The sequence below is a fragment of the Sinorhizobium fredii NGR234 genome, assembly GCF_000018545.1.
GTDB classification, from domain to species: domain Bacteria; phylum Pseudomonadota; class Alphaproteobacteria; order Rhizobiales; family Rhizobiaceae; genus Sinorhizobium; species Sinorhizobium fredii_A.
In genome coordinates this window covers 227,076-245,649 of sequence record NC_012586.1, presented here as the reverse complement: position 1 = coordinate 245,649, position 18,574 = coordinate 227,076, and the positions used below count along the sequence as shown (strand labels likewise).

Here is an 18,574-nt window from a genome sequence, read left to right as displayed (position 1 = left end):
CGCGGCATGGAGCATATCGATCACATCTTGATTGTCGATGACGATCGGGAAATCCGGGAGCTTGTGTCGAGCTACCTGAAGAAGAACGGTCTGCGCGCTACCGCGGTCGCCGACGGGCGACAGATGCGCGCGTTCCTCGATGGAAATACCGTCGATCTCATCATTCTCGACCTCATGATGCCGGGAGATGACGGTCTGGTGCTCAGTCGCGAGCTGCGCGTCGGCAGACACAAGGCGACACCGATTGTCATGCTGACTGCCCGCTCCGACGAGATGGACCGCATCATCGGGCTGGAAATGGGCGCCGACGACTACCTCGCCAAGCCTTTTTCGGCGCGCGAGTTGCTCGCCCGCATCAAAGCCGTCCTGCGGCGCGCGCGCATGCTGCCTCCGAACTTGCAGATCTCGGAAGCCGGGCAATTGCTGGGCTTCGGTGAGTGGAGGCTAGACACGACGGCGAGGCATCTGATCGACGCCGACGGCACCGTGATCGCGCTCAGCGGCGCCGAGTACCGGCTGCTGCGCGTCTTCGTCGATCACCCGCAGCGTGTCCTCAATCGCGACCAGCTGCTCAATCTGACGCAGGGACGCGAGGCCGAACTCTTCGACCGTTCCATCGATCTCCTCGTCAGCCGGGTTCGCCAGCGCCTTGGCGATGATGCCCGCGACCCGACCTACATAAAGACGGTGCGCAGCGAAGGTTACGTTTTCTCGATGCCGGTCGAAATCTTGGAGCCGCGTTGATGGCCACGCCTGCGGTTCTCAAAGGGATCCGTCTGTGGCCGCGCACGCTCAGGGCGCGGCTTTTCATTATTCTTCTTGCAGGCCTCGCGATCGCTCACGCCATGTCGTTTGCGGCGCTGTTTTCCGAGCGCTATTTCGCCGCCAGGTCGGTGATGTTCAATACGCTCGAGAACGACGTCGCGACATCGATCGCTATCCTCGACCGGTTGCCGGCGGCCGAACGCGCCGGCTGGCTCGATCAACTTGCTCGTGGCTCCTATCGGTTCGTTCTGGGGCCGGGCATCCCCGGCAATCCTGTACTCGAGCCGGACGACGCCGAGGTGGCGTCAAAGATCCAGGCTGCAATAGGTGCAAAATACCCGGTCGAGGTTCAATCGATCCCCGGGGCAGGCCGCCATCTTCAGGCGCATCTTCGCTTGAACGATGGCGAGCCGTTGACGATAGACGTCACGCCAAGAGGCGTCATGCCGGTTGCCGACTGGCTGCCTTACGTGCTCGTCGCGCAGCTTTCTCTTTTAGTATTGTGCAGCTGGTTCGCCATGCGCCAGGCCATCCGTCCTCTTGCCAACCTGGCGAAAGCCGCCGACACGCTGGACCCCAACAGCAACACGCCGCGCCTCAGCGAGACCGGACCGACGGAAGTGGCCAATGCGGCCACGGCCTTCAATGCGATGCGCGATCGCATCGCCCAATATCTGGAGGAGCGCGTGCAGATCCTTGCGGCGATCTCGCATGATCTACAAACGCCGATCACCCGCATGAAGCTCCGCGCGGAGATGGCCGAAGACTCGGTCGATAAGGACAAGCTGGTTCAGGACCTCGGCGAAGTCGAACGCCTCGTCAAGGAAGGGGTCGCCTATGCGCGCAGCGCCCACGGCAAGGAGGAAAACGCCTCGCGCGTCGATCTCGCTTCGTTCATCGAGAGTCTCGCCTGTGATTATCAGGATACCGGCAAGGCGGTCACCATCGGTGAATTGAGCGACGGCGCGATCGTGACCCGGCCGCACGCCTTGAGACGCGTTCTCACCAACCTAATCGACAATGCGCTGAAATTCGCCGGCGGTGCGGAGATCGAGGTTCAGCGCCACGATGGCACGGTGCTCATAACAGTGCTCGACCGCGGTCCGGGCATACCGGACGGCCAGTTGCAAGCGGTGCTGCAACCCTTCTTCCGGCTGGAGCAATCCCGCAACCGCGACACCGGCGGGACGGGTCTCGGCCTTGCCATTGCCCTTCAGTTGGCAACCGCGATCGGCGCCACACTCACCTTGCGCAACCGCGATGGCGGCGGTCTTGCGGCTGAAATTGCGCTGCGCCAGTAGACTTTGGCGTTGGCTGACAAACGTTCGAAAGCCGATGACTGTGTTCGACATGACCTCCACGGCTGGCCAATCGACGCCTATAGCTAATGCATGTCGCCCAAAAGTGTGCAGCGGTTTTAGGATGACGACATGCACAAAAACAAAGACTTAAAGCGCGCCGCGTGGGTACGTTCGAACGCAACGCGCTTTAGGTTTGCCTCACGACATCATTGGCAAAGTGACGCAACCAAATTCCTGTTCGAGATTGGTTGCGCGCTTCATAGTCTCGGATTGCCTGGCCGAGATCGCCGAAAACCGGTGTTTCTTTATCAGCGCCGATCTCGGTGAGCCGCATCGTGTACCACGCGGTGATCCCGCCCTCCGGGGCGTCGGAGAACCTGGGAAAGAACGGTTCAGGCTTCCGTTCTGCTTTCCAGAGGTCGGGAAGTGAAGGCTCGAGGACGAGCGCGCGCGCAAGACCGACAATATCAACCGCACCACTTGCCACAGCGTCCTCGGCTTGCGCGCGCGTCTTGAAACCGCCTGTCAGCATAAGGGGCTTGGTCGTTACCGCGCGGGCGCGCTTTGCAAATTCGAGGAAGTAGGGTCCACGTCCCATTCCGTCGGAGGCGGACTTTGCTCCGGGAAAGTAAGTCCCGCCGCTAATGTCGATCAGGTCGACCGAAGACCGGTCCAGCGCCGCCACCACCTTGAGCGCGTCTTCCTTGTCGAATCCGCCCTCAAGTTGATCTGAGGAATTGAGTTTCACGGCAATGGGGAAGTCCGGGCCGACCGCTGCTCGAGTTGCTTCGATAGCTTCCAGCAGAGGACGCATGCGATTGGCGATTGCCCCTCCGTATTCGTCGCTCCGCTTGTTGAACAGTGGCGAAAGGAATTGGCTAAGCAAGAACCCGTGCGCCGCATGAATTTCGACGCCGCCAAAACCGGCCTGCTGTGCTAACCAGGCTGTCCTCGCAAACTCCAAGGGTAGTTGACGCATTTCGTCCAATGTTACTTCCACGCAGCGCAGACCCGGCAGATCGAGGGCACTCGGGCCCTTGGGATTGCTGGTCGGCGCGTACGCAAGCGCTCCGGCGTGCCCCAGTTGCAGCCAAAGCTTGGTGCCGTTTTCGCTGCCATGTCGCGCAAGTTCCCGGAACCGGTCAAGGTTGGATGCCTCATTGAGTACCAGATTGCCGGGGTTCTCGGCGTAACAACCGGTGAGCTGTACCTCACCGATTATGGACACGGCCAACCCACCTTCAGCCCAGCGCTGATACAGCCTGGTCTGTTCGGCAGTCGGATGGCCGGTTCCGTCGCCTAGGGAATCCGACATCGCTGATTTCGCAATTCGGTTTTTCAGGGTTAGACCGCAAGGCAGTTGCAGCGGTTCGAACAGAGTTCCACGGTGTTGCATTGGAATCACTCTTCATTTGCCGCCGGCCGATCATGACGGCTGCGGTGCGCTCGTCTGTTCCCGGACCATGTAGTCGGCGTACCAGGTGGGCCAGTCCTCGTCCCGGTGGCCGAGTTGCTTCTCGTAGTCGCCGTGGGCAGCCTCGGCGCGGCGGAACGCGCTCGCCAGATCAGCGGCCGAGGCGAACGTCGTGGTACTCGCGTCGACGCGCCCGGGCAATCGCGCGGTGACCTCCTGGAAGAGCCAGCCGTTGCCATCTGGATCGCTGAACGAAGCGTAGGAGCGGTAGCTGCGGCGCTCGGGATCCGCACCGCCGACCCGCAGCCGCCCGAACAGATAGGGCTCGTCGTCCCCCGCATGCACATCGCCCGCGTGGAACACTTCGCTGACGTCGACGCCACGACGACGCAAGTCGTCGCGGGCGGCCTCGATGTCGGAGACGATGAGGTACAGCCCCCGCGCGGAACCCGGTGCCGCGTCGGTGACATTGGTCCCGAAGATGACCGAGGCGCCGGATCCGGGCGGGGTGAACTGGATCACTCGGAACGCCTCGCCGTCTGCGAAATCGGCATCGAGCCGCCAGCCGAGGCTGGCGTAGAATTCCTTGGCGCGATCGACATTGGTCACGGGGACGACGATGACCTCGAGCTTCATATCGAGGGGTCGCGCTCTTTCGCTGTTGGTTGCAGTGGTCATGCTTTTCTCCTTGAGTTTGGGAGGCGCAAGGCGCCGGTGCAATTCGGTGCGCCGCGATCTGAACGCTGCCTCAGCTGCGCGAAAATCGCCGGCTGTCCCCGACCGAGACGCCTCGGTCGGGATGCGTCTTCTTCAGTTTCAGACGATGCTGATCGCGACGTCGATATTGCCGCGCGTCGCCTTGGAGTAAGGGCAGGTCTGATGCGCCCTCTCGACCAGCGCCTGTGCCGTGTCGCGCTCGATGCCCGGCATGTTCACATTGAGCCGTGCCTGCAGCGAATAGGCGCCGGCGTCGTGGAAAAGATCCACTTCCGCATCCACCGCCAGATCGACCGGAAGTGTTACCTTCCGCTCGCTGGCCGCCTTTCCGATCGCCCCTATGAAGCAGGCCGACCAACCGGCCGCGAAGAGCTGCTCCGGGTTTGTTCCGGGCTTCGAGCTGCCGGGTAGGGAAAGCTTGACGTCCAGGCGCCCGTCAGAACTGCGGGATGCGCCTTCACGGCCACCGGTGGTGCGCGTCTTGCCGGTGTAAAGTACCTTCTCGGTCTCGGTCATGGTGTCCTTCCTTCCTGAGATGATGACGCCTGGCTCAATTGGCTTGTCCGACCGTCGAGGCACACATGCCGCTCCGCACATGTATGGAATGTTTCGTGACGCGACCGAAAAGTAAGCGAATGCTGGCAGAAGACGGAATTGACACACTGCGATACGAAAAGCGCTGTCAGAAGCGCGGCGCGGTTCGAACACGACTGCATGAAAACGAAACCTAAAGCGCGTCGCATTGTTGAACGCGGACGCGCTTTGGAATTCTACAGCTGTCCTACCGCTTGTCTCCTTGAATCGACCTCGATTTAAGAAAAAGACATGCAGCAAAAGCGCTACATCGACCTTTGCGCGCCTGATAAGGCGCGCGCCGCTGAAGTGCGCCTGAAAGGACGCGACCCGAGCTGCGCGGCAAAAGGGATCAGAAACGATCGACGTCAATCACCGCCTTGGCAAAGGCCCGCGGCGCTTCCTGGGGAAGGTTGTGGCCGATGCCGCCGGTGATCAGCCGATGCTCGTACTTGCCCGAGAACTTCTTGGCATAGGCCGCGGGCTTCGGATGCGGGGCGCCATTGGCGTCGCCCTCGAGCGTGATCGTCGGCACGCCGATCAGCGGCAATTTGGCGAGCCTTTCTTCCAGGTTGTCATATTTCGGCTCGCCGTCGGCCAGGCTGATCCGCCAGCGGTAATTGTGGATGGTGATATCGACATGATCCGGGTTCTCTAAGGCGGCCGCGCTCCGGTCGAAGGTGACGTCGTCGAAATTCCATTTCGGCGATGCGAGCTGCCAGATAAGTCTGGCGAATTCCTTTCGGTTTCGCTCGTAGCCAGCTCGCCCGCGTTCAGTGGCGAAGTAGAACTGATACCACCAGGCATGCTCCGCGCCTGGCGGCAGCGGCATCTTGTTGGCCTCGCGGCTGCCGATCAGGTAGCCACTCACGGAGACCAGGGCTTTGCACCGCTCCGGCCAGAGGGCGGCGAGGATATTGGCGGTTCGCGCGCCCCAGTCGCAGCCGCCGATGATCGCCTTGCCGATGCCTAGCGCATCCATCAGCGCAACGGTGTCGGCGGCGATCGCCGACTGCTGACCGTTGCGCGGCGTGTCCTCCGAAATAAAGCGCGTCGTGCCATAGCCGCGCAGATAGGGAACGATCACCCGGTAGCCGGCTTCCGCCAGCAAGGGCGCCACGTCGACATAGGTGTGGATGTCATAGGGCCAGCCATGCAGAAGGATGACCACAGGCGCATCGCCCGCGCCGAGTTCCGCATAGCCCACATTGAGGACGCCGGCCTCGATTTGCTTGAACGAGGTGAAGGATGTGTTCGTCCCCGGCGTTATCGCCGGAATGCCGGCTTCGCTGGCTGATTTTGCGGCGGCGAGGCTGGTCATGCCCAATTGCGCAGCCGCTAGCGTCAACGCCGCTGCCCCCACGAACCGACGCCGCTGTGAGTTGATTTCCCCTGTCATCGATCTTCTCCGGACTGTGTGAACTACAGTCGCGGATTGCGATGTTCATGTATCTTGCTTGTGACTTCGCAAGACCGCGATTGAAAGCCCATGTAGGGCGCGCGCCCCGGGATACTGTGCGTTACAATTCTCCGGCCCCGCTTGCTATGCGGACACACGATCGCGCGCATTCCTCCGGATCGTCTGCGGTGGCTGTCCAAGCGTGCGAAGAAAAGCGCGGCGCATGCGGTCAGGATCGGCGAAACCGGTCTCCACCGCGATCACGTCCATCGAGTGCCGGCCCTGCTCCATCATCAGCCGGGCCGCCTCCACCCGGAGATTCTCCACCGCCTTGGCGGGCGACTGTCCTGTTTCGGACCGAAACGCCCGGCTGAACTGGCGCGGACTGAGCCCCGCCGCATCCGCCAGGTCCTCTACCGATAACGCACCGCGGAGATTCGCCTTGGCGTAATCGATCGACTTCTGGATCCGGTCGGACTTCGGTTCGAGTTCCAGCAAAGCGGAAAATTGCGACTGGCCGCCGGCTCGCCGGTGATAGACGACGAGCTTGCGAGCGACGCAGCGCGCAACGTCCTGACCATGGTCCTTCTCGATCATCGCGAGAGCGAGATCGATGCTTGCGGTCATCCCGGCAGACGTCCACACGCTTCCATCGACGATGAAGATGCGATCGTCCTCGACTTTCACGGCCGGGAAGCGCTCCTGAAGCTGGCGCGCGAAGGCCCAATGCGTGGTGGCGCGGCGTCCATCGAGCAGGCCCGCCTCCGCAAGAACGAAGGCGCCGGTACAGGGCGCTGCCACTCGGCGCGAGGTTTCAAGCGCGTGCCGCGCAAATGCGATCAGCCCGGGTGTGATCGGCTCGATTGTCGCGCCGGCGCCGAATATTACGGTCTCATAAGGCGTGTCGTCGAAGGATTTCGTGAGCACGCCGAAGCCGGCCGACGACTTGACCTCGCCGCCCGCCTCCGAGAGCAGCTCGATCCCGTAGGCCGGGCCCCCAATTGCGGAGTTCGCCATCTCGAAAGCGGTTACCGCCGCGAAACCCATGAGCTGGAATCTTGGAAAGACGACAAAGCCGACCCTGTGCATTGGAGGCAACTTCCTTGCTGGATTTTTCCGCGATACGATATTCCTGCTTGAAGCAAACTGCCACGCGGTTTCCCCGATCCGGGCCTGAAGCGCGTCACGATCGGGGAAATTTTGAGTGACGCACTTTGCTTTTGTGCACATCGTTCTCCCAACCGCGGTCTGTTCAGGCGACATGATTCTCAGTCTCGAGCGGCTTCTCTCTGCGAAAAAACTTGACCGGACGCGGAATGGGCGGCGAACGGCCTATTGCCACAACCGCGACGATGCCCAGCACCAGCATGAGGGCTACGACGAGAAAGCCGTCGCCGAATGCAAGTGCCCAGGCCTGCCGCCTAGCCGCCGACCCAATCTGCGCTGCTGCCCGCACCGTGGCGCCGGCATCGCTCGCAACCCGGCCCGCAACAGCGCCGACGAGGCCGGAGACCCACTCTCCGTCAGACGCACGGTAGAGCGACGCGGCCTCGGTAAGGGCGTCCGAATGGAATTTCTGACGCTCAGCAACGAAGCTGGATAGAATTCCGACGCCGAGAGTCGTTCCAGCCAGGTTGCTGATGTTGAATGTCAGCGATGCTGTCGGAAGGTCTGCAGGCTTTAAACTGCCCGTGCCCACAATCATCGCTGGGGTCAACAGCAACAGTTGGCCGGCCGCATATATGGCGAGCCCATAGTGGAAATATTCCCGCGCCGACGTAGTCGCTTCACTGCCCATGAGGATTATGCCGGACAGCAGGAGGACGACACCAATTGCCATCGCCACGCGCAGGTCGCATAGATGCAGAAACCACCATACCAGCGGGAGGGCGAGCAATTGGGCAGCCGCGGCCCAAAGCATGAGCTCGGAAACGTCGAGCGGCCGATAACCTTCTACGGTCGCGAGGAATTGCGGCACAAGGTAAGAGCTTACGGCGAGGCCGGCGCGTAGCAGAAAATTCAGGCCTATCGGAAGACCGAACTTCTGGGTGAGAAGCAGCCGGGGCGCTACAATCGGCACAGGCGAAGAGCGGGACACGAAAATGAAGCTCGCCCAAGCGGCGGCGGTCAAGGCCGTGCCCCAGACAATTATCTCGTTTGCGAACCAGAAGCGGCGTGCTCCCTGATTGAGAACCAGCATCAGGCTCGCAAGCGCGAGCGACAACAGAATGATGGACCTCCAATCAGCCCTCAGTGCCGACCAGTTCAGGGCCTTGTGTGGAACCCAGAGGCAGGCGGCAAGCGCCAAAGCTGCGCCGATGGCTGCCTGAACGGCGAAAAGACCGCGCCAGCCGAAACTGTCTGAGACATAGCCCGCAATGGCAGCCCCTGCTGTCCCGGAAAAGAGGAGGGCAAATGCTAATATGATTACGGCATGGGCCAGACGCGGTCCGCCGGCGACCATGAAGACGGCGACGAATGCCGCCGGCCCGAACCCGCCGGCTGCGAAGCCTTGCAGCGATCGCAATGCGACCATTGCACCAAGCTCGCTCGTCGAGGCGCCAGCGAGAGCCGCGGCCGCAAACAGGATGGAGCTTACGACCAGATACCGGCCGATGCTCAAGGCCCCGATCAACAGGCCTGAGGTGACGATGCCGACGCAACTGCCCATGGTATAGGCGGTAGTGATCCAGGAGCCCTCGTCCGCGCCTGCCAAGAGCCCTTGCTGGATGTCGGAGATGTTTGCCGAGGTGAATTGGGCCGACAGATTCACCAGGAAGGACCCGGCCAACCCGGTCGCGAGGAACAGCAAATTTTGACGTGTCAGGGGTGGCGTACTCATTGAACCCTCCTCGGTGCCCGGGTTGTCGCAGGTGGTTTGTGGGAGATCTTTCGCGCCTTAGAATGCCGCAGACCGGTAGCGTGCCGCCGGCGTCCTGAGGGAAAGGTTTGGCATGAGTGTCTGCCGAGCCGCTTCATAAGCCTCCCAATCGGCAGCCTCCGGCAGCGACGGGATTGTGATCTGTTCGCCGAGATCGAAGCCGGCGAGCGCGGCGTCCACCATAACCTCGGCGGGCATGACGATCTCACTCGGCACATGCTCCAGAGGAGTTCCCGCAATGTCCCAGAAATCGGTGGCCGTGGCGCCGGGGAGCACCGCCTGAATGCGGATATTCCTGTCGGCAAGTTCCTTCTGAAGCGACAGGGTAAAGGCGAGCACGAAGGCCTTACTGGCGCCGTAGACGCCGTTCAGCACTTCCGGCGCGATACCGACGATGGAAGCGATGTTGATGATCGCGCCCGTGCCGCGGGCGACGAGGCCGGGCACCACTGCATAGGTCAGTCGCGTCAGGGCGTTGACATTCAGCGTGATCATCTCCTCCATCTTGTCGACATCGGACGTGAGCAGCGGCCCTGTTGCACCGACGCCGGCATTGTTGACCAGCAATGTGATGCTGGCATCGGTCCGAAGTATCTGCTCGACCCGGCCGAGATCCGGCTTGTTGCCGAGGTCGGCCGCAACGACCTCGATGGCACGCTCCGTCTCGTCTGCCAGGCGCTTGGCCAGTTCATTGAGGCGGGACTGGTTGCGGGCGACCAGGATCAGATCATATCCCCGGCGTGCCAGCCGATCGGCATAAATCGCACCGATGCCGGAGGAAGCGCCGGTAATCAGCGCGGTCCCTTTTGATTTCTGTGTCATGACAGGCTCCATTGGTTCGAGTTTGGAGCCTTGATCGTAGGGCACGCGCTTCTTGTCTCAAATGTCGTATATCCGTCGATTTAGGTCATGCGCTGCACCGATGTCGGCGAGTACTGTCATTTGAGCACGGCATCTACCGCAATCGGCGTGACCGGTCTCGGCGTCGCCAACGCCGGACCTTCATCGGGCGAAGCCATTGGCCCGCCGAAGAGCGCTCCGATCGCCGGCGGCTCCGGCGGAGCGGTGTCCCAGGCGCACGGCGCGACCGCGAGCGCCGTGATGGCGACGGCCATCGCAAAAATCCGCATTCGAACTCTCCTTGTTGGTTATGGCGTGACGCTCATCCGAACGTGAAGACAAAGGCTTCGACGCCGGGATCGAGAAAGCGGATCTCGAACGTCCGCTCCCGCACCTCTCCCGATTGGCGCACGAGTTGATAAAGGCGCGTCTCGGAAACCGTCCCATTGCCGCCGGGATCGATGTCCGAGCCGCTATCGGCACCCGGTGCAACGCCGTCGACCTTTACCTGAAAACGCACCTGCCTGCCGCCGGCCCCCGGCCCGAGAACAAGGTGCAAGTCCCGCGCGTTGAACCGGTAGGTGATGCTCCCGCCGGTTCGATTGAGCGTTGCCTGCTCGGCTCCGACGGTCCAGTTGCCGGTGAGGCCCCACCGGTTGAGGCGCGGTCGTCCGACGGAATAGTCGCGTGCCTTGTCGGCTGCGACACCTTCGGGCGACACGAAATTCCCGGCACGCACGTAGCCGAGATAGTCCTCGCCGGACTGAAGGTTGGCGAGATCGGGGGCGGCTTCAGTACCCTTCGTGTCCGGTTTCACGAGACCGTCGCCTCTGCGGCTGCCTGCCGTTTCCGCCAGCAGTTCCTGTATGACGCGCTCCGACTGGTCGTAATCGCCCTCGCCGAAGTGGCGGTGCCTGATCCGTCCCTCCGCATCGATGAAATAGTGCGCCGGCCAGTAACTGTTCCCGAAGGCGCGCCAGATCGAGAAGTCGTTGTCGATCGCCACGGGATAGCCGATCTCAAAATCCCGGACCGCCTTCCTGACGTTGTCGATCCGCTTCTCGAAGGCGAATTCGGGCGCATGCACGCCAATGACCACCAGGCCCTGGTCCCGGTATTTTTCCGCCCAGGCGCGAACATAGGGGATGGTGCGAATGCAGTTGATGCAGGAATAGGTCCAGAAATCGACGAGCACGACCTTGCCGCGCAGCTCTTCCACTGTCAGCGGCTTGGAATTCAGCCACTCTACGGCGCCGTCCAGCGGCGGGAAGATGCCCTCCACCGGCAAATTGCTTCGATAGGCCTGCTGCTGGCCACCCACGGCCGGTGTGGCGCTCTGACTGAGCGCCGCTTCGGGGGAGTCGCTAACGAGCCGATTCAAGAGCGATTGCTCGAGGTCCGTCGTGCCGGCAAAGGACAGGCGTGCAAGGAGCCCCGTATCGAGGCCCAACGCGATTGCTGCGACACCCGCCAGCACGGCGATGCCGAGACCCTGCCTGAGACGCTCGCCAATGCCGAGCGACCGCTTCATCGCCGCGAAAATTCTGCCGCCAGCGAGCACAGCTAGCGCCAGCGAGGTGGCCGCGCCGGCCGCATAGGCCGTCAACAGAAGCGTAGTCCCCACATTGGCGCCATGAAGGGCGGCGCCCGTCAGGACCAGCCCGAGAACCGGACCGGCACAGGGCGCCCAGAGAAGTCCGGTCGCGACACCAAGGAGCAGAGACGCTCCAACGCTCGTCTTCTGACCGGCCGCCCTTTGGGACAGGCGATCGCCCAGCGTCACGGCGGGGCGGGTGACCACAGCCGCAAACTGCGGCGAGAGCAGCATGACGCTGAAGACCGCAAGCACCGCGATTGCCGCATATCGGCCGGCCTCATTTGCATGCACCGCCCAGTCGCCGCCGATGGCGACCAGTGTTGCGACCGCCGCGAATGTTACGACCTTGCCGATGAGCATCGGAAGAATGCTGCGCGTGAATGGCTGACCGGCTCGAGAAAAGACGAAAGGCAGGACGGGAAGGATGCAGGGGCTGACTATCGTCAGCACGCCTGCGATATACGCTATCGTGAAAAGGATCATCGTCGTCCCTCTGCAGTGGACCCGCGCCTTCTCCGGCGCCGGTCGAGCTTGACACTCACTGCATGGGATCAGCGCGAAGTATCTCGTTTGTGTCCCGTTTCACGAGGAACTGTATCGAAGTGCACAATGCCACGGTTCGTCATAGCGCAGCGGCCGGATCTCCGGTGGCGTCGGCGAAGACGGCGATCACTGTTTGCATCGATCGCGTCGGTCTGCCTTCGGCTGCCTGAAGCGCGAAAAGCCAACCGGCGTGTCCGCGAGCGGTTAGAGCGCGAAACAGCGCCGCCCAAATCGTTCAAGCTGCGTTCATGCGAAACGCGCTATAAACCATTGAAAGACAAGGCGTTGGCGGCCGCTCTGACAAGAGCTGGCAGTCGCTCCAGATATGCCCGGGAACAAGCCGGAGGAAAATCCAATGCCGAATGTGGCATGACGCCCTGCCTCCAAGGGAGTTGAAAACGTGGAACGCACCCTTTTGAAAATCGCCGCGACCGCGATGCTCTTGCTGGCTCCGGCGATCGCTCAGGCAGCAGAAGGCTACGCGACGGCGAACGTCAATATGCGGGCCGGCCCAAGCACAGCATATCCGGCGATCACCGTAATTCCGGCTGGCGAATCCATCGAAATCTACGGCTGTCTTGCCGACGTACCCTGGTGCGACGTGGAGTTTTACGACGGTCGAGGCTGGGTACACGGCCGATATATTCAGGCGCTTTATCAACAGCGCCGAGTCTATGTCGGTCCGCAATATTATGGCCGGCTCGGTATTCCCGTCGTTGTCTTCAGCTTCAGCAGCTATTGGGATCGCCACTACCGCGACCGTGATTTTTATCGCGACCGCGCTCGCTGGCGCCGCGGACCGGAATTCTACCGCGGCCCGGATCGCCGTGCCGCACCTGGCCGCGCCAGCCGCGGACCTGATTTCGAGCGGCCGGCTCCGCCCCCGGAATTCGAACGGAGATTGGAGCGGAGCCCCGATTTCAGCCGGACCCCCGAAAGACGCCGGGACTTTGACGATCGTCCGGATCGCGTTCCGGATTTCGATCGCACCCCCAACCGCAGGCCTAATGTCGACAGGCAGCCGGACTTTGACCGTGATCTGCCCAGCGGCAATCGCAGCCGCCGGAACTTAGAGCGCGGGGGCGACGATGGGAACCGCGTCATCCGCCGCGGCGACGACAATCGTAGCCGCAGCGGTGGTGACAATGAGCGCCGCAGGCCGCAGAGACGTGTCTGCCAACCCGGCGATCCGGAGTGCCCGAACTAATGTGGTCCGGGGCGGCAGAGCATGACGCGCCGGGCGAACCATCGGTCGACAAATCAGGTCATGGCGTCGCAGCAGCGAGGCGCGATGACGAGCGAGCAATCAGGCAACCGAACCACCGTCCACGCCGAGGCTATGCGACCGCATGGCTGCACCAATCAGCAAGTCCGAACTATGGGATTCACTCAGCAAATAAATTCGGGCCGAATACCGTAGTGGATATGCGCTTCGGGAATGCCAAGCCCGAGGAGCTGGTCGTGCTGCATGCGCATGAATGGAACCGGTCCGCAGATGTCGGCATTTTCCAGGAGGATCTCGTCCCTGATCTTCTCGACGTCGACCAGACCCGGATAGTCGTAGTCCTGGCCCTCAAGTAGCCCATGATGACTGAAAATGGCGTTGTCCGGATTGTCGGCAATCCCGAGTACCCCAAATCTCCTGCTTCCACCCTTGAAAGCGCGGTGAACTTTCCGCCGCATCCAATTGCTGCAACCCCCAACTTCACCTACATTGACCAAGTGGTAAAAAAGACGCGTTCCAATACGCGCAAATCAATCAGAGGGGAATTTCATGCATAGCGATTCCTTCAAATTCGCCATTTCCAGAAGAGCTCTGATCAAAACTGCCGGCGCCTCCGCCCTAGTGGCTGCGGCGGGCCTGCCCAGTCGTCTGTTCGCTGCGGACCCGATAAAGGTGGCGGCCATCTATACCGTGCCGGTCGAGCAGCAGTGGGTCAGCCGTATCCACAAGGCGGCCAATGCTGCCAAGGAGCGCGGCGACATCGAATATGTCTATTCGGAAAACACCGCGAACAACGATTACGAGCGCGTCATGCGCGAATATTGCGAGGCCGGTCACAAGCTGGTCCTGGGCGAGGTCTTCGGCGTCGAGGATGCCGCCCGCGCCGTCGCCAAAGACTATCCGGACGTCGCCTTCCTGATGGGCTCGAGCTTCAAGCCCGATGCCGCCGTACCGAACTTCTCGGTTTTCGACAACTATATCCAGGACGCATCCTACCTGTCCGGCCTCATCGCCGGCGCGATGACCAAGTCCAAGAATATCGGCATGGTTGGAGGCTATCCGATCCCTGAGGTCAACCGGCTGATGAACGCATTCATGGCCGGCGTGAAGGAAGTCGCCCCGGACACCAAGTTCCAGGTCGCCTTCATCGGCTCGTGGTTCGATCCACCCAAGGCCAAGGAGACCGCATTCGCCCAGATCGATGGCGGCGCGGACCTCCTGTATGCCGAACGTTTCGGTGTGTCCGACGCCGCCAAGGAGAGGAAGATCCTGGCCATCGGCAATGTCATCGATACCCAGGCAGACTATCCGGATACCGTTGTCGCCTCCGCGCTGTGGCATTTCGAACCGACGCTCGACAAGGCGATCGCCGAAGTGAAGGCCGGCACTTTCAAGGCGGACGACTATGGCGTCTATTCCTTCATGAAGAACGGCGGCTGCTCGCTAGCGCCTCTCGGCACCTTCGACGGCAAGGTTCCGGACGACATCAAGGCCAAGGTCGCCGAGAAGGAAAAGATGATCAAGGGCGGCTCGTTCACCGTCGAGATCAACGACGCCGAACCGAAGTCGAGCTAGCCCGCCTTCCCTCCCGTTCATGGGAAAGGTGGGCGGCAGTGCCGGACGAGGGACTATCCTTCACCGGCTGCGCCCATTCTCTCCCCGGACGGGAAAGGAAGCCTCCCTGCAACGCCACTTCCGGTCACCGACGTGTCCAGCAATCCGGCCCTTCGCCTTTCCCGCATCAGCAAGCGTTTCGGCCCGCTCAGGGCCAACGAGGCCATTTCCTTCGACCTGAAGCGGGGCGAAGTCATCGCACTTCTCGGGGAGAACGGTGCCGGCAAGACGACTCTGATGAACATTCTCTTCGGCCACTACGTCGCCGACGAGGGAACCGTCGAGGCCTTTGGCAAGCCGCTTCCGCCGGGAGATCCAGGCGCGGCCCTCGATGCCGGCATTGGCATGGTCCACCAGCACTTCACCCTCGCCGACAACATGACGGTCCAGGAAAACATCGCGCTTGGCACCCAGCGCCTCTGGCGCATGCGGCTCGATCGGGCCGCAGTGCGGCGGCGTATCGAGCAACTCTCCGCCGACTTCGGCCTCGCCGTCGATCCCGCAGCCACCGTCTCCACCCTTTCGGTCGGCGAACGCCAGCGCGTCGAGATCCTCAAGGCCCTTTATCGCGAAGCCCGCATCCTGATCCTGGACGAGCCGACGGCCGTTCTGACTCCCGCCGAGACTGACGCACTGTTCCGGACGCTGAAGCTGCTCGTCGCCAAGGGCCTGTCGATCATCTTCATCTCACACAAATTGCACGAAGTGATGGCTGTCAGCGATCGTGTGCTGGTTCTGCGCTCCGGCCAGCTCGTTGGCGAGCGCGAAACAGGCTCGACTGATCGCAAGGAACTGGCGGCCCTTATGGTTGGCCGGGAGATCAAGCCGGCGGAGGTCAGCCCCTTGAAACTGGGGGCACCGCTTTTGGCGCTCGAACGCATCTCCACGACGCCGTACAACGGGGCCGGCCTCGATGAGGTGTCGCTCACCCTCACAGCCGGTGAAATCACCGGCATTGCCGGCGTTGCCGGCAATGGCCAGGCTGTCCTTGCTGCCCTTATCGCCGGCATCCGGCATCCGACCAGCGGGAGCATTTCCATCGCCGGGCGGGAAGTCGCCGACTGGTCGCCGCGCGCCGCGCTCGCCCATGGCGTGGCGCGGATTCCGGAAGACCGCCACGCTGTCGGCAGCATCGGCGACATGAGCGTGGCGGAGAATGTCATTGCCGAACGCTACCGGAGCCCGCGGTTCAGCCGCATGGGCTTCCTGAACTGGAAGGAAGCCGGACGCTTCGCCGAGAAACTCATTGCCGACTACGACGTCAAATGCCCCTCGCCCGAGGCCCGCATGCGCCTGCTCTCGGGGGGCAACATGCAGAAGCTTATCCTCGGCCGCGCACTCGATCCCGACCCGGCGGTCATCCTTGCAAGCCAACCGACCCGCGGCCTCGATGTCGGAGCCGTCGCCTATGTACACCGCATGCTGCTTGAAGCGCGCGACAGGGGCGCGGCGATATTGCTGATTTCGGAAGACCTCGAGGAAATCCTGGCATTGTCCGACCGCATCATCGTCATGTCCAAGGGACGCTTTTCGACGCCGTCTTCGCGTGGCGAACGCACCATTCCGGAACTGGGGGAACTGATGGCAGGCCACAGCGGGGAGCACAGCGATCATGCGGCTTGAGCCGAAGCCCGCACCATCCTTGGCGGTCACCTTGCTGTTTCCGCTGGCAGCCATCGCCACGACGCTGATGCTGACGTCGATACTGGTTCTCGCCGCTGGCGCTTCGCCACTGTCCGTCTTCTACCTTGTGGCCAAGGGCGCGGCCGGCTCACAGTTCGCGCTGCTGGAAACCTTGACCCGCGCGACGCCGCTGATCTTCACGGGCCTGGCGATCGCCGTCGCCTTTCGGGCCAAACTCTGGAATATCGGCGCAGAAGCCCAACTCTACATCGGTGGCGTCGTCACGGTGGTGCTGGGAACCGGCGCACTGCCACTCCCTTCGGCCATTCTGATCCCGGTGATCATCGTCGCCGTCATGGCTGCAGGCGCGCTGCTTCTGCTCGGCCCGGCCGTGCTGAAGACCCGCTTCGGCGTCGACGAGGTGGTCACCACGCTGCTGCTCAACTTCATCGTCCTGCTGTTCGTTTCAATGCTGCTCGAAGGTGTGCTCAAGGATCCGATGGGGCTCGGCTGGCCGCAATCGCAGAAGGTCATCGCCGAAGCGCAACTGCCGCGCCTCATCCAGGGCAAGCGCCTGCACTGCGGCTTCGTCATCGCCCTTGCTTCGGCCGTTCTCGTATGGGTCGTCATGAAAAAGACGGTTCTCGGCTATGAGATGCGCGCCGTCGGCCTCAATCCCGAGGGCGCACGATTTGTCGGCATTCCGGTCAACCGCGCGCTGATGAAGACGGCGCTGCTTTCGGGCGGATTGGCCGCACTTGCGGGCTTTTCCGAAGTCTCCGGGCTCAAGGGCAACCTGACGCTCGACCTGTCGCCGGGCTACGGCTACACCGGCATCGTCGTCGCCATGCTGGCCATGCTCAATCCGCTCGGCGTCATCGCATCGGCCATCTTCGTCGCCGGCATCTTCGTCGGCGCCGATGCCATGAGCCGTGCGGCAAAGGTGCCGAGTTACATCGCCGATGTCATGGTTGCCACCTCGCTGCTGACGATGGTTGTCGCGATCCTTCTGACGCGATTCTGGATCAGGTGGAGGTGACATGGACGCGCTTGAAATCCTCTTCACCGCCTCCTTCTGGGTTGCCGCCATCCGCATAGCGTCCCCGCTGATCTTCGCGACCATGGGCGAGTTGATCTGCGAGCGCGCCGGCGTCCTCAACCTCGGCATCGAGGGGATCATGACGGCAGGCGCTTTCGCCGGGTGGTTCACCGTATATTCCGGCGGCGATCTTTGGGCCGGCTTGCTGGTCGCTGCCCTTGTCGGCGCCATGTTCGGCCTGCTGCACGCCACGCTCACGGTACCGCTCGGCCTGTCACAACACGTCGTCGGCATCGGCGTTACGCTGCTTGCCACGAGCCTTACCTATTTCATCTATCGTCTTGCGCTACCCGAGGTGACGTCGCCGCCCAAGATCGAGCCGTTCCAGCCCCTGCCGCTCCCCGGCCTGTCCAGCATTCCCGTTGTTGGCGAGGCGCTGTTTACCCAGACGCCGCTGACCTACCTCGCATTTGTATCAGTCGCAGCCGTCGCCTGGATCCTCTATCGCACACCCATCGGCCTCGCCGTTCGCGCTGCCGGCGAAAACCCGTCGGCGGTCGAGGCGCAGGGCATTTCCGTCACCGGCATCCGCATGGGCGCCGTCGCCGTAGGGAGCGCGCTGATGGCGGTCGGCGGCGCCTTTCTCACCACCTCGGCCTTCAATTCCTTCTTCTTCCAGATGATCAATGGACGCGGCTGGATTTGCATCGCGCTGGTCGTCTTCGGCTCCTGGCGGCCGGGAAAGGCGCTGATCGGCGCCATCCTGTTCGCCGCCTTCGATGCCTATCAGGTTCGTCTGCAGCAGATATCGGGCGGCATCGTGCCCTATCAGGCTTTCCTGATGATGCCCTATGCGCTCTCGATCCTGGCGCTGATCCTGGTCGCACGCCGCGCCACCTATCCCAAGGCTTTGATGATCCCGTACCAGAAAGGCGAAAGATGAGTTTCGACCTGAAAGGACGGCACGCTGCCCGATGGAACGGTCGCCGATATCGGCTATCACGCCGACGGTGAAGGACTTTTGCAGGCGCAAACCGGTCTGT

The 18,574-nt window shown here is 62.3% G+C and carries 16 protein-coding genes and 1 pseudogene; 7 read left to right on the top strand and 10 right to left on the bottom strand.

The annotated features are described in order from the left end of the window. The first annotated feature begins 6 nt into the window (after positions 1-6). Together NGR_RS01215 and NGR_RS01210 are read left to right on the top strand one after the other, a co-directional pair. Positions 7-744: a response regulator gene (locus tag NGR_RS01215; protein WP_012706313.1), complete on the top strand. Its 738-nt coding sequence runs from the start codon at positions 7-9 to the stop codon at positions 742-744. After that, the gene (locus NGR_RS01210) at positions 744-2,066 is read left to right on the top strand and encodes an ATP-binding protein (protein WP_012706312.1); all 1,323 of its coding nucleotides are present in this window, start codon (positions 744-746) and stop codon (positions 2,064-2,066) included. Before NGR_RS01215 ends, NGR_RS01210 begins: the two co-directional genes overlap by 1 nt. Before the next feature lie 187 nt (positions 2,067-2,253). On the opposite strand, the gene NGR_RS01205 is transcribed toward NGR_RS01210, so the two are convergent. The 9 genes from NGR_RS01205 to NGR_RS01165 form a co-directional block, all read right to left on the bottom strand. Then, entirely contained in the window at positions 2,254-3,462 is a 1,209-nt protein-coding gene (locus NGR_RS01205; RefSeq protein WP_012706311.1) for an NADH:flavin oxidoreductase/NADH oxidase family protein, read from the bottom strand. Positions 3,463-3,492: 30 nt separating this feature from the next. After that, a complete protein-coding gene (locus NGR_RS01200; protein WP_012706310.1) occupies positions 3,493-4,158 on the bottom strand; it encodes a VOC family protein in 666 nt (221 codons plus the stop codon). 138 nt (positions 4,159-4,296) lie between these two features. Next, on the bottom strand, positions 4,297-4,713 hold the full coding sequence (locus tag NGR_RS01195; RefSeq protein ID WP_012706309.1) for an organic hydroperoxide resistance protein: 417 nt from the start codon (positions 4,711-4,713) through the stop codon (positions 4,297-4,299). A 409-nt stretch (positions 4,714-5,122) separates the two neighbouring features. Continuing rightward, positions 5,123-6,169 (bottom strand): alpha/beta fold hydrolase, encoded by a 1,047-nt coding sequence (locus tag NGR_RS01190; protein WP_012706308.1) that lies wholly within the window; start codon positions 6,167-6,169, stop codon positions 5,123-5,125. A 144-nt stretch (positions 6,170-6,313) separates the two neighbouring features. Then, positions 6,314-7,258, bottom strand: coding sequence for a GlxA family transcriptional regulator (locus NGR_RS01185; protein ID WP_164923796.1), 945 nt, complete (start codon positions 7,256-7,258; stop codon positions 6,314-6,316). 163 nt (positions 7,259-7,421) lie between these two features. Next, positions 7,422-9,011: an MFS transporter gene (locus NGR_RS01180; RefSeq protein ID WP_012706306.1), complete on the bottom strand. Its 1,590-nt coding sequence runs from the start codon at positions 9,009-9,011 to the stop codon at positions 7,422-7,424. Positions 9,012-9,068: 57 nt separating this feature from the next. Next, positions 9,069-9,872 carry an SDR family NAD(P)-dependent oxidoreductase gene (locus NGR_RS01175; protein ID WP_012706305.1) on the bottom strand — a complete coding sequence of 268 codons (804 nt, stop codon included), beginning with the start codon at positions 9,870-9,872 and terminating at the stop codon, positions 9,069-9,071. A gap of 116 nt (positions 9,873-9,988) precedes the next feature. Continuing rightward, entirely contained in the window at positions 9,989-10,180 is a 192-nt protein-coding gene (locus tag NGR_RS01170) for a hypothetical protein (protein ID WP_164923795.1), read from the bottom strand. Positions 10,181-10,212: 32 nt separating this feature from the next. Next, a complete protein-coding gene (locus NGR_RS01165) occupies positions 10,213-11,970 on the bottom strand; it encodes a cytochrome c biogenesis protein DipZ (RefSeq protein ID WP_012706304.1) in 1,758 nt (585 codons plus the stop codon). A 460-nt stretch (positions 11,971-12,430) separates the two neighbouring features. Between NGR_RS01165 and NGR_RS01160 the strand changes: the two genes are divergently transcribed. Next, positions 12,431-13,237 (top strand): SH3 domain-containing protein, encoded by an 807-nt coding sequence (locus NGR_RS01160; RefSeq protein WP_012706303.1) that lies wholly within the window; start codon positions 12,431-12,433, stop codon positions 13,235-13,237. Between the two features lie 178 nt (positions 13,238-13,415). Here NGR_RS01160 and NGR_RS01155 read toward each other — a convergent pair. Further along, positions 13,416-13,608: pseudogene (locus NGR_RS01155) on the bottom strand (nitric oxide dioxygenase); the annotation flags it as partial. 196 nt (positions 13,609-13,804) lie between these two features. Here NGR_RS01155 and NGR_RS01150 point away from each other — a divergent pair. From NGR_RS01150 to NGR_RS01135, 4 genes are all read left to right on the top strand, one after another. Continuing rightward, positions 13,805-14,830: a BMP family protein gene (locus NGR_RS01150; RefSeq protein WP_012706301.1), complete on the top strand. Its 1,026-nt coding sequence runs from the start codon at positions 13,805-13,807 to the stop codon at positions 14,828-14,830. Positions 14,831-14,962: 132 nt separating this feature from the next. Beyond that, positions 14,963-16,492 (top strand): ABC transporter ATP-binding protein, encoded by a 1,530-nt coding sequence (locus NGR_RS01145; RefSeq protein ID WP_012706300.1) that lies wholly within the window; start codon positions 14,963-14,965, stop codon positions 16,490-16,492. Beyond that, positions 16,482-17,531: an ABC transporter permease gene (locus NGR_RS01140; protein ID WP_012706299.1), complete on the top strand. Its 1,050-nt coding sequence runs from the start codon at positions 16,482-16,484 to the stop codon at positions 17,529-17,531. Before NGR_RS01145 ends, NGR_RS01140 begins: the two co-directional genes overlap by 11 nt. Position 17,532: 1 nt before the next feature. Continuing rightward, positions 17,533-18,474 carry an ABC transporter permease gene (locus tag NGR_RS01135; protein WP_012706298.1) on the top strand — a complete coding sequence of 314 codons (942 nt, stop codon included), beginning with the start codon at positions 17,533-17,535 and terminating at the stop codon, positions 18,472-18,474. Positions 18,475-18,574 lie beyond the last annotated feature (100 nt).